18 protein-coding genes are annotated in these 18267 nt (G+C 75.3%); 6 read left to right on the forward strand and 12 right to left on the reverse strand.

Going from position 1 to position 18267, the window contains the following annotated elements:
* Positions 1 to 18: 18 nt before the first annotated feature.
* Positions 19 to 855 (reverse strand): SCO6745 family protein, encoded by an 837-nt coding sequence (locus tag BM158_RS09140; RefSeq protein ID WP_091556951.1) that lies wholly within the window; start codon positions 853 to 855, stop codon positions 19 to 21.
* A gap of 43 nt (positions 856 to 898) precedes the next feature.
* Here BM158_RS09140 and BM158_RS09145 point away from each other — a divergent pair, with 43 nt between their 5' ends.
* Positions 899 to 1705 (forward strand): Fpg/Nei family DNA glycosylase, encoded by an 807-nt coding sequence (locus tag BM158_RS09145; RefSeq protein ID WP_091556954.1) that lies wholly within the window; start codon positions 899 to 901, stop codon positions 1703 to 1705.
* A 124-nt stretch (positions 1706 to 1829) separates the two neighbouring features.
* Positions 1830 to 2207, forward strand: a complete 378-nt coding sequence (locus BM158_RS09150) for a GNAT family N-acetyltransferase (protein ID WP_091556957.1) — start codon at positions 1830 to 1832, stop codon at positions 2205 to 2207.
* On the opposite strand, the gene BM158_RS09155 is transcribed toward BM158_RS09150, so the two are convergent.
* Both BM158_RS09155 and BM158_RS09160 read right to left on the reverse strand, forming a co-directional pair.
* Positions 2200 to 2544 carry a putative quinol monooxygenase gene (locus BM158_RS09155; protein ID WP_229827732.1) on the reverse strand — a complete coding sequence of 115 codons (345 nt, stop codon included), beginning with the start codon at positions 2542 to 2544 and terminating at the stop codon, positions 2200 to 2202. The genes BM158_RS09150 and BM158_RS09155 overlap by 8 nt on opposite strands.
* Positions 2541 to 2891 (reverse strand): DUF1905 domain-containing protein, encoded by a 351-nt coding sequence (locus BM158_RS09160; RefSeq protein ID WP_091556961.1) that lies wholly within the window; start codon positions 2889 to 2891, stop codon positions 2541 to 2543. Before BM158_RS09160 ends, BM158_RS09155 begins: the two co-directional genes overlap by 4 nt.
* Before the next feature lie 9 nt (positions 2892 to 2900).
* Between BM158_RS09160 and BM158_RS09165 the strand changes: the two genes are divergently transcribed.
* Together BM158_RS09165 and BM158_RS09170 are read left to right on the forward strand one after the other, a co-directional pair.
* Positions 2901 to 4226, forward strand: a complete 1326-nt coding sequence (locus BM158_RS09165; protein ID WP_091556964.1) for an FAD-dependent oxidoreductase — start codon at positions 2901 to 2903, stop codon at positions 4224 to 4226.
* 62 nt (positions 4227 to 4288) lie between these two features.
* Positions 4289 to 4585 carry a hypothetical protein gene (locus tag BM158_RS09170; RefSeq protein ID WP_131802005.1) on the forward strand — a complete coding sequence of 99 codons (297 nt, stop codon included), beginning with the start codon at positions 4289 to 4291 and terminating at the stop codon, positions 4583 to 4585.
* 98 nt (positions 4586 to 4683) lie between these two features.
* On the opposite strand, the gene ppc is transcribed toward BM158_RS09170, so the two are convergent.
* The gene (gene ppc / locus BM158_RS09175; protein ID WP_207506344.1) at positions 4684 to 7467 is read right to left on the reverse strand and encodes a phosphoenolpyruvate carboxylase; all 2784 of its coding nucleotides are present in this window, start codon (positions 7465 to 7467) and stop codon (positions 4684 to 4686) included.
* Between the two features lie 55 nt (positions 7468 to 7522).
* Between ppc and BM158_RS09180 the strand changes: the two genes are divergently transcribed.
* Positions 7523 to 8428 (forward strand): SMP-30/gluconolactonase/LRE family protein, encoded by a 906-nt coding sequence (locus tag BM158_RS09180; RefSeq protein ID WP_091556972.1) that lies wholly within the window; start codon positions 7523 to 7525, stop codon positions 8426 to 8428.
* Positions 8429 to 8474: 46 nt separating this feature from the next.
* The gene (locus BM158_RS09185) at positions 8475 to 9842 is read left to right on the forward strand and encodes a cytochrome P450 (RefSeq protein ID WP_091556976.1); all 1368 of its coding nucleotides are present in this window, start codon (positions 8475 to 8477) and stop codon (positions 9840 to 9842) included.
* On the opposite strand, the gene BM158_RS09190 is transcribed toward BM158_RS09185, so the two are convergent.
* The 8 genes from BM158_RS09190 to pdxH form a co-directional block, all read right to left on the reverse strand.
* A complete protein-coding gene (locus tag BM158_RS09190; RefSeq protein WP_091556979.1) occupies positions 9835 to 10707 on the reverse strand; it encodes an SDR family oxidoreductase in 873 nt (290 codons plus the stop codon). The two genes, BM158_RS09185 and BM158_RS09190, sit on opposite strands and share 8 nt — an antisense overlap.
* Entirely contained in the window at positions 10704 to 11681 is a 978-nt protein-coding gene (locus BM158_RS09195; protein ID WP_091556983.1) for a TIGR03557 family F420-dependent LLM class oxidoreductase, read from the reverse strand. Before BM158_RS09195 ends, BM158_RS09190 begins: the two co-directional genes overlap by 4 nt.
* A 144-nt stretch (positions 11682 to 11825) precedes the next feature.
* A complete protein-coding gene (locus BM158_RS09200; RefSeq protein WP_091556986.1) occupies positions 11826 to 12746 on the reverse strand; it encodes a DUF559 domain-containing protein in 921 nt (306 codons plus the stop codon).
* 207 nt (positions 12747 to 12953) lie between these two features.
* Complete coding sequence (locus BM158_RS09205; RefSeq protein ID WP_091556989.1) at positions 12954 to 14120, reverse strand: ABC transporter permease; 1167 nt, start codon at positions 14118 to 14120, stop codon at positions 12954 to 12956.
* Positions 14117 to 15007, reverse strand: coding sequence for an ABC transporter ATP-binding protein (locus tag BM158_RS09210; RefSeq protein WP_091556992.1), 891 nt, complete (start codon positions 15005 to 15007; stop codon positions 14117 to 14119). Before BM158_RS09210 ends, BM158_RS09205 begins: the two co-directional genes overlap by 4 nt.
* Before the next feature lie 45 nt (positions 15008 to 15052).
* Complete coding sequence (locus BM158_RS09215) at positions 15053 to 16225, reverse strand: glucose-1-phosphate adenylyltransferase family protein (protein WP_091558622.1); 1173 nt, start codon at positions 16223 to 16225, stop codon at positions 15053 to 15055.
* A 45-nt stretch (positions 16226 to 16270) separates the two neighbouring features.
* The gene (locus BM158_RS09220) at positions 16271 to 17569 is read right to left on the reverse strand and encodes an MFS transporter (RefSeq protein ID WP_091556994.1); all 1299 of its coding nucleotides are present in this window, start codon (positions 17567 to 17569) and stop codon (positions 16271 to 16273) included.
* On the reverse strand, positions 17566 to 18213 hold the full coding sequence (gene pdxH / locus BM158_RS09225) for a pyridoxamine 5'-phosphate oxidase (protein ID WP_091556997.1): 648 nt from the start codon (positions 18211 to 18213) through the stop codon (positions 17566 to 17568). The genes BM158_RS09220 and pdxH overlap by 4 nt, the downstream gene beginning before the upstream one ends.
* Positions 18214 to 18267: the final 54 nt, after the last annotated feature.

Below are 18267 nucleotides of genomic sequence, written 5' to 3' on the forward strand. Positions count from 1 at the left end.
CAGTGCGCGCCGGGGCGCTCAGCCGCGGCTGCGGATCCAGTCCGGCAGGGTGCCCGAGTCCAGCATGCGCTGCCGCAGCGGCGTCACCAGCTCGACCAGCCGCTCCACCTTCTGCGGGCCCAGGTGCGCCCAGCCCTCGGTCGCGAGCAGGTCGGTGACGGTCTCGACGTCGTCGCGCAGGTCGCGGCCGGCCTGCGTCAGCCCGTCGTCGTCCACCAGGCCGCGCAGCCGGAGCCGCTGCACCCCGGCGTCCCACTCGGCGTCGGTCCAGCCGCGGGTGGAGCGCACGAAGTCCACCGACCCCGACGCGAGCCCGCCGGTGACCAGCGCCTCGACCGGGTCCAGCCCGGAGGTCTGCAGCGCGGCGACGTGCCCGTCGCCGCGGTGCTCGCGCAGCAGCAGGCCGGCGTGCCACAGCTGCAGCAGCGGGTCCTCGGGCCACGGGACCGCCGACCACGCGGCGTGGACCGGCCGGCCCGCCGGCGTCAGCCCGGCGCAGGCCTCGCGGGCCAGGTCCACCGCCTCGGCGACGTCCGGCTCGCCCAGCACGTCGTGCAGCCGGGTCGCTACCGCCTCGCGGCGGGCGGCCGCCCACTCCTCGGGCGCTGCGGCGTCCCACACCGCGGGGACGGCGGCGTGCACCAGCCGCGGGGCGAAGACGTAGAACGTGGCGACGACGAGCTCGGGCCGGCACGGGCCGAACGCCGAGGCCCGGGCGGCGAAGTAGCCGGCGCGGGTGGCCGGCACGCCGAACCGCTCGTAGGCCGCGGCCACCTCGGGGGCGAAGAACCCGGTGACGTGCAGGGTCTCCAGGGTCCCCCAGGCGCGGCGGGCCAGGGCAGGGGTCACGGTCATGCGGCGATCCTGCACCCGGGGCAGGATCAGCGGGTGATCGCCGGTGCCTGAGGGCCACACCCTGTTCCGCCTGGCCCGTGAGCAGCACGGGAGGTTCGCCGGCCGCGAGGTGCACGTGACCAGCCCGCAGGGCCGGTTCGCCGCCGAGGCCGAGCTGGTCGACGGCCGCGTGCTCGACGAGGTGACCTCCTACGGCAAGCACCTGTTCGCCGTCTTCGGCCCCGACGTGGTGCACGTGCACCTGGGGCTCTACGGGAAGTACACGACCGGCACCGGCCTGCCGCCCGAGCCGCGCGGCGCGCTGCGGATGCGCTGGGAGGGGCCCGGGGAGGACGGCGAGGGTGTCTGGACCGACCTGCGCGGCCCCACCGCCTGCGAGCTCATCACCGACGGCGAGGTGCAGCTGATCCTCGACCGGCTCGGCCCCGACCCGCTGCGGAGGTCGGACCCGGGCCGGGCATGGGCGCGGATCAGCCGGTCCCGGCAGGCGGTCGGCGCGCTGCTGATGGACCAGTCCGTGCTCGCCGGGGTCGGCAACGTCTACCGCGCCGAGGTGCTCTTCCGGCACGGCATCTCGCCCTTCCGGCCCGGCAAGGCCCTCACCGAGGCGGAGTGGGACGCGGTGTGGGCCGACCTGGTCGTGCTGCTGCGCGCCGGCGTGCGGGCCGGGCGGATCGTCACCACCCGGCCCGAGGACCGCACCCGCAAGCGCGGTGCGGCCAGCCGGGTCGACGCGCACTACGTCTACCGGCGGGCCGGGCAGCCGTGCCGGTTGTGCGGCACCCCCGTGCGCACCGAGGAGATGGTGGGCAGGAACCTGTTCTGGTGCCCGACCTGCCAGGCCGTCTGACCAGCCGTCTGACCATCCGCCCCGACGACCTCGCGTCCCGGTCCTGGGCATCACCGGGACCGGCGGGTCGGGCAAGTCCTCCGACCCCCGCGTCCGTGACCTGGTCGCGCTGCACGTCGGGTCGATGCTGGCCGACTCGCCGCCCGGGACGTCCTACGCCCTCGACCTCACCGGCCTGACCGGCCCGGGCATGACGGTCTGGACGGCGTGGGACGGCGATGCGCTCGCCGGGATGGTCGCCCTCTCGGCGGCCGGCGAGCTGAAGTCGATGCGCACCCACCCGGACCACCTGCGCCGCGGGGTCGCCGCCGCGCTGCTGGAGCACGCCCTGGCCGCCGCGCGGGGGCGGGGGCTGGACCGGGTGGTGCTGGAGACCGGCACCGCCCCGCCCTTCGCCCCCGCCGTCGCGCTCTACCGGCGGGCCGGGTTCACCGACCGGGGCCCGTTCGGGGACTACGTGGCCGGGCCGGACAACCGGTTCCTGGAGCTGCGGCTCAGCTGATCGTGCCCTTGGCGTCGTCCCCGGCCGGGACGGCCTGCAGCACGTGCACCTTGAGCGGCTCGGCCAGGTCGTCCTTGACGCCCTCGCTGAGCTGGTTGAACGTCGTCCCGGCGCCGTGCGCCTCCAGGGCCGCGCCGTCGGACCAGCGCTCGACCATGACCAGCACCCCACCGCCCTCGTGCAGCGCGTACAGCTCGCAGCCGGCCTCCTCGTGGACGGCCGGGATGGCCTGCACGAACGCCTCGCGGACGGCGTCGAAGCGGTCGGGCTTGGGCGTGATGGTGGCGACGACGGTGACGGTCATGCCCGTGGTCTGCCCCGCGCCGAGGGGGCTCACCCCTGCACCTCGACGTGCGCGGTGACCACGTCCCCCAGGTCGATGCCCTCCGCCCGTCGGAGGGCCAGCTTCAGCGGGACGACGTAGCCGCCGTCCCTGGGCCACAGCGCGGTGGTCGACGTGGTCGCGCCGACGCGGACGCGCACCGGGACCATGCCCCAGCCGTAGGTCACCCGGCGGGCGACGTCGTGCACCAGGTCGGCCGGCTCCCCGGTCACCTCGAGGAAGTGGTGGGGCGCGGGTCCGCGCCACTCGACGACCGGTCCGGTCACGTCGAACTCGACGACGACGACGTCGCTGCCCACGGCGCCCAGCGTGCCCTGGTGCCCGGCGTGCCGGTAGGGCATCGTGCGCGCATGGACCGACCGTTGCGGGTGGCCGTCGTCGGGGCCGGTCCGGCCGGCATCTACGCGGCGGAGGCGCTGGCCGGCCAGGACGAGGTCCCGGTGGCCGTCGATCTGCTGGACCGGCTGCCCACCCCCTTCGGCCTCGTCCGGCACGGCATCGCGCCCGACCACCTCAAGATGCGCGCGCTGGCGGACACGCTGCGGCACACGCTGGACCACCCGTCGGTGCGGTTCGTCGGCGACGTCGAGGTGGGCCGCGACCTGTCGGTGGCCGATCTGCGGGCGCACGCCGACGCGGTGGTCTTCACCCACGGCGCCTCGGGGGCTCGCCGGCTCGGGATCGAGGGCGAGGACCTGCCCGGGAGCCTGGCCGCCACCGACGTCGTCGCCTGGTACACCGGCCACCCGGACGCCGACCGGGCCCGGGTGGAGCAGGCGGTGGCCCGGGCCCGCGACGTCGTGGTGGTCGGGGTCGGCAACGTGGCCCTGGACGTGGCGCGGGTGCTGGCCCGCGGCCCGGCGGAGCTGGAGACCACCGACATGCCCCAGCACGTCCTGGACGCGCTGGCCACCGCGCCGGTCGAGCGGATCACGCTGCTGGGCCGGCGGGGTCCCGCGCAGGCGTCCTTCACCACGCAGGAGCTGCGGGAGCTGGGCCACCTGTCCGCCGCGGTCGCGCTGACCGACCCCGAGGGGCTGGACGAGGAGTCCGAGGTCCGGGCGGTCGCCCGGAACCTGGCGACGCTGCGGGAGTTCGCCGAGCACGTCCCGGAGCCGGGCAAGGCCACCGTGCGGCTGCGCTTCTTCGCCCGGCCGGTGCGGCTGACCGGCCGGGACCGGGTCACCGGCGTGGTCGTGGAGCGGGTGGCGGTCGACCCGGCCGACCGGCTGACGAGCACCCGGGAGACCGAGGAGCTCGCCGCCGACCTGGTCGTCGCCGCCGTCGGGTACGCCGGGCAGGACCTGCCCGGCCTGCCGGTGTCGGGCGGGGTGGTGCCCAACGAGGGCGGCCGGGTGCTGCGGGACGGCGCGCCGAGCCCCGGCGAGTACGTGGCCGGGTGGATCAAGCGCGGGCCCAGCGGCGTCGTCGGCACCAACAAGCACGACGCCCGCGAGACGGTGGCCGCGCTGCTGGCCGACGCGCCGACGCTGCCGCGGGTCGAGGGGCCCGACCTGGTGGAGACGCTGCGGGCACGCGGCTGCCGGCCGGTGCTGCTGGAGAACTGGCGGTCCATCGACGAGGCCGAGCACGCCCTGGGCGCGGAGCGGGGCCGCGCGCGGACGACGATCCACGAGCGGGAGGCCCTCCGCACCGCCGCCCGCGTGCAGCGTTGATCAGGGAGGTTGATCCGACTCCGTCCTCCCTCACCAGCTCTGGTGCAGGGAGACGGACTCCCGTGCAGGAGGACGAACCCCCCGCGATGCCGGTGACGGCGGTGGCGCTGATCGCGGCAGCCGTGCTGCACGCCCTCACCTGTCTGCTGCTGACCACCTCGCTGCCGCAGTACGTGCCCGTCGTCTTCGACGCGTCGCTCGAACCGGCCGTGGCCGGCACGCGGGTGCTCGCCACCGCCCTGGCCCTGGGCGACGGGGTGGTCGTGGCAGGAACCGCGGCCGTCGCCGGGGGGTACCTGGCCTACCTGGTCACCTGGGCCGTCGCCGTCCGCCGCACCCGGCCCGGCGCCCGCAGCTGACCACTCCCTGCACCGGGGTCCGTCCTCCTGCACCAGATCTGGCGCAGGAGGACGGAGTTGGATCAACCTCCCTGATCAACGCTGAGCCCGGGGGCGCCTCAGCCGGAGTTGCGCAGGGCCGTCGCCACGCCGTTGATGGTCAGCTGGATGCAGCGGCGGACCAGCTCGTCGTCGTCCCCCTCGCGGCGGCGGCGCAGCATCTCGACCTGCAGGTGGTGCAGCGGCTCCAGGTAGGGGAACCGGTTGCGGATCGAGCGGGCCAGCGACGGGTTGTCGGCCAGCAGGTGGTCCGCGCCCGTGATCGCCAGCAGGACGGCGACGGTGCGCTCGTGCTCGGCGGTGATGACGTCGAAGACCCGGTGGCGCAGGTCCTCGTCGGGCACCAGCTCGGCGTACCGGGCGGCCAGCTCCAGGTCGGTCTTGGCCAGCACCATGCCCATGTTCGACAGCACCGTGCGGAAGAACGGCCAGCGCGCGTGCAGGTCCTGCAGGCGGGCCAGCTTCGCCGGGTCGTCGTCGATCCAGGACTGCAGCGCCGTCCCGGTGCCGAACCAGCCCGGCAGCATGATCCGGGTCTGCGACCAGCTGAACACCCACGGGATGGCCCGCAGGTCGGTGATCCTGTCGCCGGGCTTGCGCGAGGGCGGCCGCGAGCCGATGTTCAGCTCAGCCAGCTCGCGGATCGGGGTGGCCGCCCGGAACCACTCGACGAACCCCGGGGTGTCGTGCACCAGCGCGCGGTAGGCGGCCTCGGCCCGGCCGGCCAGGTCGTCGAAGAGCGCGTAGACCTCGTCGGCCTCGTCGCCCAGGCCCTCCAGGGACAGCAGCGAGCTCTCCAGCACGGCCGCGACCAGCGCCTCCAGGTTCCGCCGCGCCAGGTCCGGCTCGGCGTACTTGGCGGCGATGACCTCGCCCTGCTCGGTGATGCGCAGCTGCCCGGCGACCGACCCCGGCGGCTGCGCCCGGATCGCCTCGTAGGAGGGACCGCCGCCGCGGCCGACGGTGCCGCCGCGGCCGTGGAACAGCCGCAGCTCGACGCCGGCCTCGCGGGCGACGTCGACCAGCGCGAGCTCGGCCCGGTACAGCGCCCAGTTGGCGGCCAGGTAGCCGCCGTCCTTGTTGCTGTCGGAGTAGCCGAGCATGACCTCCTGCGTGCCGCCGCGGCCGTCGACCATCGACCGGTACACCGGCTCGGCGAGCATCGCGGCGAGGGTCTCCCCGCCGCCCTGCAGGTCGCCGATCGTCTCGAACAGCGGCGCGATCATGATCGGCGAGGCGGGCAGGCCGTCCTCGCCGAGGGTGACCAGGCCGACCTCCTTGAGCAGGACGGCGACCTCCAGCACGTCCGACACCGACTCGCACATGCTGATCACGTAGTTGGGGATCGCGCGCGGGCCCAGCCGGCGCACCTGCTCGGCCGCGGCGGCCAGCAGGTCGAGCTCGCCGCGGGCCAGCTCGGACAGCTGCGCGTCGGCGCCCACGAGGGGACGGCGCAGCCGCAGCTCCGCGGTCAGCAGCTCGCGCCGGGCGGTCTCGTCGAGCGCGGCGTAGTCCTCGCAGACCCCCGCCCAGGCGAGGAGCTCGGCGAGCACCTCCTCGTGCACCGAGGAGTTCTGCCGCATGTCCAGCCCGGACAGGTGGAAGCCGAACACCTCGACGGCGTCGCGCAGGCGGCGCAGCCGGTCGTCGGCCAGCGCCCCGGCGCCGTGGGTGCGCAGCGAGGCCGCGACCACGTCGAGGTCGGCGATCAGCTCGGCCGGCTCGGCGTAGGGCTCGAGCTCGACGTCGGGCAGGGGCCCGGGCACGTGCCCGACCACCGACAGCGCGGTGGCGGCCAGCCGCCGGTAGATGCCGCGCAGCGCCCGGCGGTAGGGCTCGTCGGCGCGGAACGGGGAGTCGTCGCGGGAGGCCTCGGCCAGCGCCTCGAGCTCGGCGGTCGGCGCCACCAGCCGCTCGGACATCGACAGCTCGTCGGCCAGCGCGACCAGTTCGCCGAGGTGGTGGCCCAGCGCGGTCTCCGCGGCGCGGGTGGTGGCCAGCCGGACGGCGGCCGCGGTGACGAACGGGTTGCCGTCGCGGTCACCGCCGATCCAGGACCCCGTGCGCAGCATCGGGGTGGGCAGCAGGTCGGCGTCGGGCCAGCGCTGGTGCAGCGCGGCGCGCAGGTCGGCGTTGATCTGCGGGACGACGGCGAACAGCGACAGGTCGTAGTAGCGCAGCGCCTCGTCGATCTCGTCCTCGAGCCGCAGCCGCGACAGCCGCAGCAGCGCGGTCTGCCAGAGCGTGAGCACCTCGCGCCACAGGTGCGCCGACCACTGCGCCTCGTCGGGGGCGGTCTCCCGGGTGCGGATCAGCTGGGCCACCTCGCGCTGCACCCGCGACACCGTGCGCCGGCGGACCTCGGTGGGGTGCGCGGTGACCACCGGGACGACGAGGGCGCCGTCGAGCTCGCGGGCCACGTCGGCCGGGTCGAGGCCGGCTGAGTCGAGCAGCTCGAAGCTGGCGGCCAGCGTGCCCTTCTGCGGCGGGGACCCCTCGCGGCGGTGGTGCCGGCGCCGGCGCTCGTGGTGCACGTCCTCGGCCAGGTTGGCCAGCAGCGAGAAGTGACTGAACGCGCGGATGACGTGGTTGGCGCTGCGCACGTCCAGGCCGGCCAGCGTCTGGGCGAGGCCGCTGCGGTCGACCTCGGAGCGGCGGATGCGGAAGGCCTCGACCCGGGCGGCCTCCACGAGGTCGAACACCTCCTCGCCGGCCTGCTCGCGCACCACCTCGCCGAGGACCCGGCCCAGGAGCCGGATGTCCTCGCGGAGAGGTGCCTCGTCGGCACGGTCCTCGGGGGCGTCGGGGCGGAGGTCGGCGACGTCGACGGTTGCTTCGGACACGGGCGCATTCTCCAGGCCACGTGTGACGGTCCGGTGTCGCGGGGAGGAGACCGCCATGCTGACGCTCACCGCCACGCCCGCCAGCACCGTCGAACCGGCCGTCCACGGCGAGGGACCGGTCTGGGACGCCGCCCGCCAGGAGCTGCTCTGGGTCGACATCGACCGCGGTCTCGTGCTCCGCGGCGAGGTCACCGGGGACGACGTCCGCCAGGTCGCCGCGCACCGCGGCGGCGGCACCGTCGGCTTCGCCGTCCCCGCCGCGGACGGCGGGTGGCTGCTCGGCGCCGACGGCGGCTTCACCCACCTCTCGCCCGAGGGCACCGCCACCGCGCTGGTCGACGTCCCCGGGGAGGGCCCGGCGGCGGGCACCCGGATGAACGACGGCGCCGCGGACCCGGTCGGCCGGTGCTTCGGCGGCACCATGGCGTTCGACTCGACCCCGGGCGCGGGCTCGCTGCACCGGGTGGACCTCGACGGGTCGGTGCACGTGGTGCTGCGCGACCTGACCATCAGCAACGGCATCGAGTGGACCGGCGACGGCTCGACGGTCTACCTCGCCGACTCCGGCGCCTCCACGGTGCGGGCCTACGACTACGACGTGGCCACCGGGGTCTTCGGGGACAGCCGCGTCGTGGTCGACCTGACCGGTGAGAACGGCGCCCCGGACGGGCTGACCGTGGACGCCGAGGGCTGCCTCTGGGTCGCGGTGTGGGGCGCCGGCCAGGTGCGCCGCTACGGGTCCACCGGCGAGCTGCTGGCCGTGGTCGAGGTGCCCACGCCGAACACGTCGAGCTGCGCGTTCGCGGGCGCGGACCTCGACCTGCTGGTGATCAGCACCTCGACGCAGGGTCTGACCGACCCCGACCCGCACGCCGGCCGGCTGTTCACCGTGCGCCCGGGCGTCACCGGCCGCCCTGCTGCGGTCTACCGCGGCCCGGTCACCGGCCTGCGCCCCGCGTGACGTACGGAGTGGTTCCGGATACGGCGGAGGCGGGTAGCGGCTGCGGGTGACCGCCCTCCACGACCGAGCCGTCCAGCACCCCGCCCCCGCCGTCCCCGCGCCCGCCTCCCGGGCGGGGGTGGGCGAGACGCTGCGCCTGGCCGGCACCGCGTTGGCCCCCATGCTGGCCCGCGGCATCATCCTGCGGCGGCCGCCGCTGGTCCGGCTGGCCGACCGGCTGCAGCTCGACGACCGGGCGGTGCGGGCCCTGCAGGCGAGCCGCCGCCGGCACGGCGACGGACCGCTGCTGCTGCGCGTCCCCGGTCGCTCCCTCGCGCTGGTGCTCTCCGCCCGCGACGCCGGGCGGCTGCTCGCCGAGGGGCCGACCCCCTTCTCCCCCGCCACCCGGGAGAAGCGGGCCGCCCTGCAGCACTTCCAGCCGCGCGGGGTGCTGATCAGCCCGCCCGAGGAGCGCCCGGCCCGCCGCGCCTGGAACGAGACGGCGCTGCAGGTCGACGTCCCCCTGCACGCGCAGGCCGCCTCGGTCGCGCAGATCGCGGCGCAGGAGCTGTCCGGCCTGCGCACCGCCGGCCGGTGGGACTGGGACACCTTCGCCCCGGCGTGGTGGCGGGCCGTCCGCCGGCTCACCCTCGGCGACGCCGCGCGGGACGACGAGGCGCTCACCGACCTGCTGGGCAGGCTGCGGTCGCGGGCCAACTGGGCGTTCCTGCGGCGCACCGACGGCCCCGCCCGGGCCGAGCTGCTGCGCCGCATCGAGGCCTACGTGCAGGCCGCCGAGCCCGGCAGCCTGGCCGCCACCGTCGCCGCGCTGCCCGCCGACCCCGACGTGCACGTGGCCGACCAGGTCGCGCACTGGCTGTTCGCCTGGGACGCCGCCGGCATCGCCACCCACCGGTCGCTGGCCCTGCTGGCCGGCCACCCCGCCCACGCCGCCGCGGTCGCCGAGGAGGTCGACCGGGCGGACGCCGTGGCGCCGGACCTGCCCCTGCTGCGGGCGACCGTGCTGGAGTCCGTCCGGCTCTGGCCGACCACGCTGGCGGTGCTGCGCGAGTCGACGCAGGACACCGACTGGGCGGGCAGCACGGTCCCGGCCGGCACCACGTTCGTCATCGCGTCGTCCCTGGCGCACCGGGACGACGAGCTGCTGGACGACGCCGACCGGTTCGCCCCGCAGCTGTGGGCCGACGACGCGGCCCCCGGCGGCACCAGCGCCTCGCTGTGGTCGATGGTGCCCTTCAGCGCGGGCCCGGCCCGCTGCCCCGGCCGCGACCTGGTGCTCTACACGACCGGGGTGGCGCTGTCGGTGCTCACCGCCGGCCACCGGGTCGAGCAGGTGGCCGGCCGGCGGGTGGTCGAGGGGACGGCGCTGCCGCGCTCCCTCGACCACACCGCCCTGGCCTACCGGGTCAGTTGATCGGCGACCCGCCGGTGACCCCGATGACCTCGCCGGCGGTGAAGCTGGCGTCCTCGCTCGCCAGGTACACGTAGGCCCCGGCCAGCTCCGCCGGCTGGGCGGCCCGGCCGAGCAGCGCCTGCTCCCCGAAGCCCTCGACCTGGTCGGCGGGCATGGTCGCCGGGATCAGCGGCGTCCAGACCGGCCCCGGGGCGACGCAGTTGACCCGCACCCCGACCTGGGCGAACTCGTCGGCCATCGACTTCGTCAGGTTGACCAGCGCCGCCTTGGTGGCGGCGTAGGCAGCCAGGTTCGGCGAGGGCGTGAACGCCTGCACCGAGCTGGTCACGATGATCGACGACCCGGGGGCCAGCTCGGGCTTCGCGGCCTGCAGCAGCCACAGGAACGCGTAGACGTTGGTGCGGAACGTGCGGTCGACCAGCTCGGTGGAGAAGCCGAGGACGTCGTCGACCACGTTCTGGAACGCGGCGTTGTGCACCAGCAGGTCCAGTCCGCCCAGCCCGTCGACGGTCTGCGCCACCAGGCCCTTGGCGACGGACTCCTCGGCGATGTCACCGGGGAGCAGCAGCGCGGTGCGGCCGGCCTCCCGCACCAGCCGCGCGGTCTCCTCGGCGTCGGCGTCCTCGGAGAGGTAGGAGATCGCGACGTCGGCGCCCTCCCGGGCGTAGGCGATCGCCACGGCCCGGCCGATGCCCGAGTCGGCGCCGGTGATCAGCGCCCGGCGCCCCTCCAGCCGGCCGGAGCCGCGGTAGGACTCCTCGCCGTGGTCGGGACGCGGGGTGAGCTCGCCGGCGCCGCCGGGGTGCTCGACCTGCAACCCGGGGATGGCCGAGGAGGCGGGGTGCTTCGTGCGCGGGTCGATCACGCGAAGGCCTCCCGCCAGGCCGGCATGAGCTCCTGCTGCGTCCACTCCAGGTAGGGCTGCTGCTGGTCGCCGCCGATCTGCACGAGCGCGAGGTGGGTGTAGCCGGCGTCGGCGTACTCCTGCGCCGCCTCGATCACCGCGCCGACGTCGTCCCCGCACGGCAGGGAGCCCTCGACGTCCTCCTCGCGGACGAACTGGCTGGCCGCCTCGAACCCCGCCGTCCCGGGCAGGTCGGCGTTGACCTTCCAGCCCAGGCCGAACCAGCGGAACAGGTCGTGCGCGCGGGTGACGGCGGCGGACTTGTCGCGGTCGAAGCTGATCGGCATCTGGCCCACGCGGTTCTTGCCGGCCCCGCCCGCGGCGTCGAACATCTCGCCGAGCTCGGGCTTGGGCTCGGTGCCGATCATGACGTCGGCGTACTCGCCGGCGAGCTCGCAGGACTGCTTGCCCGAGACGGCGATGCCGATGGGCACCCCGCCCTCGGGCAGGTCCCAGATCTTGGCGCCGTCGGCGTCGAAGTAGTCGCCGTGGAAGGTGGTGTAGCCGTCGCCGGCGAGCAGCTCCTTGATCAGCTGCACCGCCTCGGCGAACATCTCGTGCCGCACCGCGACCGGCGGCCAGCCCTCCCCGATGACGTGCTCGTTGAGGTTCTCCCCCGCGCCCAGGCCGAGGGTGAACCGGCCGTCGGCGAGGATCTGCAGGGTGGCGGCCTGCTGGGCGACCACGGCGGGGCGGTACCGCATGATCGGGCAGGTCACGTAGGTCATCAGGTCGATGCGGCTGGTGGCCTGCGCGGCCGCGCCGAGGGTGACCCAGGCGTTGGGCGCGTGGCCCATCGAGTCCAGCCACGGGAAGTAGTGGTCGCTGCTGACCGCGAAGTCGAAGCCGACCTCCTCGGCCCCGACCACGTGCGAGACCAGCTCCTTCGGGCCGGCCTGCTCGGTCATCATCGTGTAGCCCAGCTGCATGCTCATGCCGCGCGCGCTACCCCCGCCGGGGGGATCCCCAACCGCCCCCAGGTCAAGCGCCGCCTCCCAGCCGGCCGGGGCAAGGGAGCCCCTGCACCACGGATGGGCCCCACCCGTGATGGAAGGGATCCCTTGCCTCGGCGGGATGGTTCAGACGGCGCACCGGCCGACGCGGGCGCGGTACACCGCCAACACCTGGGCCCGGACAGCAGCCGGGTCACGGACCACGTCGGCGTAGGTGAACCGGAGCACGAGCCACCCCGCGGCGGACAGCAGGCGGTCCCGTTCCAGATCCCTGCGGCGGTCCTCCGGCGAGGTGTGGTGGGCAGCCCCGTCCAGCTCGACGACCAGTCCCGCCTCGGGCCAGCACCGGTCGAGGTAGCAGCGCCGTCCCGGGAGGTCGACACGACGCTGGCCCTGGCTGGGTGGCAGCTCCGGGTGGGCGAAGACCCCGAGCACCCCCAGCGCCTCGAGCTCGCTGCGGACGCCGTCCAGGACGAGGGCGATGGTCCGGCGCAGCTCGACGTGACCGGCCACGTTCGCCCGCTGCCGGAGCGCGGCATCCAACTCCTGACCGGACACCGTGCCGCGCCGGACCAGATCGATCACCGCGGGGCGACGATCACGCAACGGGAGGAGGGGCCAGGAGTCCACTGCGGTCCTCGCCGGCTCGGTCAGCAGCAGCCCGCGCACGGTGCGGCACATGGGTGGGGCCGCGACGAACCCGGTGCGGCGGTGGACCACCAACCGCGGACCGCCGGCCAGCCGGCGACCGTGGTCGACGGTGAGGTGGACGGTGCCGCCCAGCGGTTCGCCGCGGTGGAGGGCGAGGGCCGTGAGGTGGCTGAGCGCGGCATCCCGCATCGCGTACCGCAGAGCCGCCCGTGCCCGCAGCTCGTCGGTCACCGTGGTCGCCGTCGCGACGTAGGTGTGCGGGTGCAGCCGGGTCACCCAGCGGAGTCTGGTTCCCGCGTCGACGGTGCGGGCCGGGACCGCCTGCAGCAGCTCCTGCCTGGTCGCGATGCCGCCGTGGGCCGCGAGGGCAGCGAGCAGTTCCTTCTTCCCGGACACGGGGCGCACCCTGCACCCGCTGGCGAACGGTCGGGGGCGACGCCTGTGGACAGCTGGGCGCCGTCCACCGATCCGCCGTGCCCCTTGCGCAGGCGCCGCCCGGCTGCTGCACCCTCTCCCCCGCCGAGGCAAGGGAGCCCCTGCACCACGGATGGGCCCCACCCGTGATGGAAGGGATCCCTTGCCTCGGCGGGGAGGAGGCGGATGTCAGGCGCGCTCGGCCGTGAGGGCCTCGCGGAGCTTGGTCTTGCCCCCGGTGCGCAGCAGGGCGCCGGCGTAGACCCGGCCGCCGACCCGGACGACCAGCGCGATGGCGACGGCCATGATCGCCACGGCCAGCAGCACCTGCCAGAGCGGGACGTCGCCGGCGGCCATCCGCACCGGCATCACCAGCGGGGTCAGCCCGGGGACGAACGACGTGACGGTGGCCAGGCCCGAACCCGGGTCCTGGCCGGCCTGGATGGAGATGAAGAAGCCGACCACCAGCAGCAGGGTGGTCGGGGTGAGCACGCTGCCGAGGTCCTCCTGCCGGCTGACCAGCGACGCCGCGGCGGCGAACACCGAGGCGTAGAAGGCGTAGCCGACCAGGAACCAGCCGATGACCACGAGCACGGTGCCGATGAGCTGGCCGGGGACGCTGACCACGCCGAGGGCCAGCGCACCGGTCACGCCGACCACGGCGATGAGCACCATCTGCGCCAGGCCCAGCACGCCGAGGCCGAGGATCTTGCCGGCCAGCAGCTGCCAGGGCTTCATCGTCGACAGCAGCAGCTCCACGACCCGGGAGGACTTCTCCTCCACCACGCCCTGCGCGACGAACTGGCCGAACAGGATGAGCAGGCCGTAGAGCACCACGACGCCCACCAGCGCCACCACGACCGCGGGGCCGTCGTCCTCGTCGGAGGGGTCGAGCTCGGTGACCGACACGTTCGGCGCAGGCTGCAGGTCCACGCCCTGCGCGGCCAGCTGCGCGCCCACCGACAGCGCGCCGACCGCGGAGCGCACGATGTCGTCCACGCTGCCCGAGGACTCCACCAGCAGCTGCGGGGAGTCCCCGACCGGGTCGAGGACGGCGCCGTCCACGTCGCCGTCGCTGACCGCCTGCCGGGCGGCGGCCTCGTCGGGCAGCTCGGTGACGGTGACCGCGGTGCCCGAGGCCTCGCCGGCCTGCTGCAGCGCGGTCTCCACCGAGGGGTTGCCGCCGACGACGCCGATGGTGGTCGTCGAGGTCCGCCCGCCGGCCACGAGCTGGAAGATCATGACGCCGACGACGAGCAGCACGATGACCAGCGAGCTGATGATGAAGCCCTTGTCCCGCACCCGGGTGGTGATCTCCCGACGGGCGACCAGCCGGACCTGACCCGCCGCGCTCACGCCGCCACCGCCTCGCGGAAGAGCTCCACCAGGCTGGGTTCGCGCCGGGCGAAGTGGGTCACCCGGCCGGTGCGCAGGGCCGCGGCGAGGACGGCCTGGTCGTCGGTGGCCGGGTCGAGCTCGAGCACGGTGTCCCCGCGCTGCTCGCTGACCACCCGGACGCCGGGGACGCCGTCCGCCCAGCCGGGGCCGGCGTCGGGGACGACGACCCGCAGCTGCCGGCCGCCCTCCCGCCGGCGCAGCTCCGGCACGGTGCCGCTGGCCACGATCCGGCCGCGGGCGAGGATGCCGACCGCGTCGCACAGCCGCTCGACCAGATCGAGCTGGTGGCTGGAGAACACCACGGGGACGCCGGCCCGGCACCGCTCCAGCAGGGCGTCGGCGAGGGAGTCGACGCCGACCGGGTCGAGGCCGGAGAACGGCTCGTCGAGGATGAGCACCTCGGGCCCGCTGACCAGTGCGGCCGCCAGCTGGACCCGCTGCTGGTTGCCCAGCGACAGCTTCTCCACCCGCTCGCCGCGCTTGTCCGCCAGGCCCAGCCGCTCGGTCCACTCCTGCACAGCGCGGTCGGCGTCGGCGGAGCCGGCGCCGTGCAGCCGGGCGAAGTAGGTGAGCTGGTCGGCGACCTTCATCTTCGGGTAGAGGCCGCGCTCCTCGGGCATGTAGCCGATCCGCTGCCGGCTGGCGTCGTCGAGCGCCGTGCCGCGCCAGCGGACCTCGCCGGCGTCGGCCCGGGCCAGGCCCATCGCGATGCGCATGGTCGTGGTCTTGCCGGCGCCGTTGGAGCCGCAGAACCCGAACATCTGCCCGGGCGCCACGGTGAAGCCGACCCCCTGCAGCACCCGGTTGTCACCGTAGGTCTTGACCAGTCCGTCGAACTCGAGCACGCGCCCTCCAGGCGGTCGTGAGCGTCGTTCAGGACCGTATCCGTCTCACTCCGGCTCGGGGTGCCGGGCCCCGGCGGCCACCACGGCACCGGCCTCCAGCGCCGCGCGCCGGCCCACCAGGGCGACGTCGCCGTCCCCGCCGACCGTGGCGTCCCGGCCGACGTCCACCCCGTCGTCGAGCACCGCCCGGTGCACCCGCGCACCGGCCCGCACCCGCACCCCGGGCAGCAGCACCGAGTCGGTCACCGTCGCGCCCGCCTCCACGACCACGCCGGGCGAGAGCACCGACCGGTGCACGGTGCCGCCCACCCGGGTGCCGCCGGAGACCAGCGAGCCCTCGACGGAGGCGCCGGGCAGCAGCCGGGCCGCGGAGTGCCGGCCGCCGCGGGTGTGCACCGGCCACGCCGGGTCGTCCAGGTCGATCGGCGGGTCGGGAGCCAGCACGTCCATGTGCGCCTGCCAGTAGGCCGGCACGGTGCCGACGTCGCGCCAGTAGCCCTCGAACCGGTGCGCCCGGGCCAGCCCGTCGGCGGTCTGCGCCGGCAGCAGGCCGTCGCCGAGGTCGGCCAGGCCCTCCTCCCCGGCGTCGGCGGCCAGCGCCTCCAGCCGGTCCAGCGTGGGCCGGGGCGTGAACACGAAGACCTCGTTGGTGGCCGTCGTCGTCGCCGGCTCGTCGGGCTTGTAGGCGTAGTCGGTCACCCGCTCCCCGTCGGTCTGCACGATCCCGTAGCGGGAGGCGTCGTCCGCGGCGACCTCGGTGGTGACCATGGTGACCTCGGCGCCGGACCCCAGGTGCTCCTCGGCGACGGCCCGGTAGTCCAGCTGGTAGACCGCGTCGGCGCTGACCACGACCAGGGCGTCGGGGTCGAACCCGCGCACCAGGTCGGCCTGGCGCCACAGCACGTCGGCGGTGCCGGTCGCCCAGCCCCCGCGGTCGGTGCCGCGGAACGGCGGCAGGGTCATCAGCCCACCGGTGGTGCGGTCCAGGTCCCAGGGCCGGCCGTTGGCCAGGTGCTCCGAGAGCGACGTCGGGTGGAACTGCACGGCGACCCACACGTCGGCGATGCCGGAGTGCTGGCAGTTGGACAGCGGGAAGTCCACCAGCCGGTAGACCCCGCCGAAGGGCACGGCCGGTTTGGCCCGGTGCTCGGTGAGCAGCTCCAGCCGGCCACCGGCACCACCGGCGAGCACGAGGACGAGGATCCGGGAGAGGGCCATGCCCCCCACTGCCCGGTCCGGGGGCACCGCACGCCCGAACCGGCCCTAGATCGTCCGCGCCGCCCGTGAGGCCCGGAACAGCCAGAAGGACGGGACGGCGACGGCGACCACCGCCATGGCGACGACGATCACCACGCCACCGGTCCACATCGCCACCGAGACGCCGAACGCACTGGCCAGCGCACCCGCGCGCAGGTCGCCCAACCGCGGACCGCCGGCCACCACGACGATGAACACGCCCTGCATCCGCCCGCGCATGTCGTCGGGGGCGGCCAGCTGCAGCATCGAGCTGCGCAGCACCGCGCTGACCATGTCGCCGGCGCCGGCCACGGCCAGGCAGAGCACGGCGAACCACAGCGACCCGGCCAGGCCGAACCCGATGATCGCCACGCCCCACACCGCGATCGCGCCGAGCACCACGGCGCCCTGCCGGTCGACCCGGCTCACCCAGCCCGACGTCAGGCCCATGACCAGCGAGCCGATCGAGATGCCGGCGTAGAGCCAGCCCAGGCTGTTGGCGTCGCCGCTGAACTCCGTGGCGGCCAGCTGGGGGAACACCGCCTGCGGCCAGGCGAACAGCATCGCGATGATGTCCACGACGAAGGTCATGAGCAGCACCGGCTGGGTGCGCAGGAAGACGAAGCCGTCCAGCACGCCGCGCACCGCGGACCCGATCCGGACCCGGCCCGCCGCCCCGGCCACAGGCAGCGGCGGCAGGCCGCGCACCAGCCAGACGGCGGCGGCGAACCCGACGGCGTCGACCACGTAGGTCAGGAAGAGCTCGCCCTGGCCGATGAGCACACCGGCCAGCAGCGGCCCGGCGATGACGCCTATCTGCCGGACCGTCATCGCCAGTGCGTTGGCCGCCGGGACCAGCTCGGTGCCCACCACGGCCGGGATGGCGGCGCTGCGGGTGGGCTGGTTGACCGCGGAGAACGCCGACACGAACGCGGTCAGCACCCACAGCACGGCCAGGTTGTCCATCCCCAGCCCGGCCTGGACGGCGAGCAGCGCGCTGGTGACCGCGGCCCCGACCGAGGTGATCAGCATCAGCCGCCGGCGGTCCATGGCGTCGGCGATGGCACCGCCGAGCAGGCCGAACACCACCAGCGGGACCAGCGCCACCACCGAGGTGACGCCGACCAGGAACGAGGAGCCGGTGATCGCGTACACCTGGAACGGGACGGCGACCAGCGTCATCTGCTGGCCGAGCATCGTCACCGTCACCCCGGCGAACAGCCGGCGGTAGGCCGGGATCGCCAGCGGCCGGGTGTCCAGTGCCCAGCCACGGCGGCGGCGCGGCGGTGCTTCCCCGGGTGCGGGTCCGTCGACGGGTGAGCTCACGGGGCGAGGCGGCGGACGACCCAGCCGCCGCCCTCCGCGTCGTCGCGCTCGAACCGCAGCCGGTCGTGCAACCGGTCGTGGCCGCCCTGCCAGAACTCCACCCGCTGCGGCTCCACCCGGTAGGCGCCCCACGAGGCCGGGCGGGGCAGCTTGCCCTCCGGGGTCTGCTCGTCCAGGTCGCGGAAGGCCCGCACCAGGTCCTCGCGGCCGTCGACGACCGAGGACTGCACCGTGGCCGCGGCGGCCAGCTGCGCGCCCCGCGGGCGGGGGTCCCACAGCGCGTCGGAGTCGGCGTCGGGCAGCCGGGCCGCCGTCCCCACGACCCGGACCTGGCGCTGCAGCGCGTGCCACGGGAAGACCAGCGCCACCCGGTCGTCCAGCGCCAGCTGCGCGCCCTTGGCCGAGGCGCCGTTCGTGACGAACACGAACCCCTCCTCCGACAGCCCCTTGAGCAGCACGACGCGGGCGTCGGGGGCGCCGTCGGGGTCGGCGGTGGCCAGCACCATCGCGTTGGGCTCGGGCAGGTCGGCGGCCACCGCGTCGTCGAACCAGCGCCGGAACTGCGCCAGCCAGGTGTCGGCGAGCGTGCTCTCGGAGAAGCTGCCCTCGTCGTAGTCGCGGCGCATCGTCGTCAGGTCGGGCACCGGGCCATGCTCCCACCCTGCAACCACCCCGCGACCAGGTGTGACACCGGTCGC

The organism is Klenkia taihuensis, assembly GCF_900112525.1.
Lineage (GTDB): Bacteria > Actinomycetota > Actinomycetes > Mycobacteriales > Geodermatophilaceae > Klenkia > Klenkia taihuensis.

Excerpts from the sequence above, each read along its gene's own strand:
- BM158_RS09140 (WP_091556951.1), bottom strand. The coding sequence starts at position 855 with ATGACCGTGACCCCTGCCCTGGCCCGCCGCGCCTGGGGGACCCTGGAG.
- BM158_RS09150 (WP_091556957.1), top strand. The coding sequence starts at position 1,830 with ATGCTGGCCGACTCGCCGCCCGGGACGTCCTACGCCCTCGACCTCACC.
- BM158_RS09160 (WP_091556961.1), bottom strand. The coding sequence starts at position 2,891 with ATGCCCTACCGGCACGCCGGGCACCAGGGCACGCTGGGCGCCGTGGGC.
- BM158_RS09165 (WP_091556964.1), top strand. The coding sequence starts at position 2,901 with ATGGACCGACCGTTGCGGGTGGCCGTCGTCGGGGCCGGTCCGGCCGGC.
- BM158_RS09180 (WP_091556972.1), top strand. The coding sequence starts at position 7,523 with ATGCTGACGCTCACCGCCACGCCCGCCAGCACCGTCGAACCGGCCGTC.
- BM158_RS09195 (WP_091556983.1), bottom strand. The coding sequence starts at position 11,681 with ATGAGCATGCAGCTGGGCTACACGATGATGACCGAGCAGGCCGGCCCG.
- BM158_RS09215 (WP_091558622.1), bottom strand. The coding sequence starts at position 16,225 with ATGGCCCTCTCCCGGATCCTCGTCCTCGTGCTCGCCGGTGGTGCCGGT.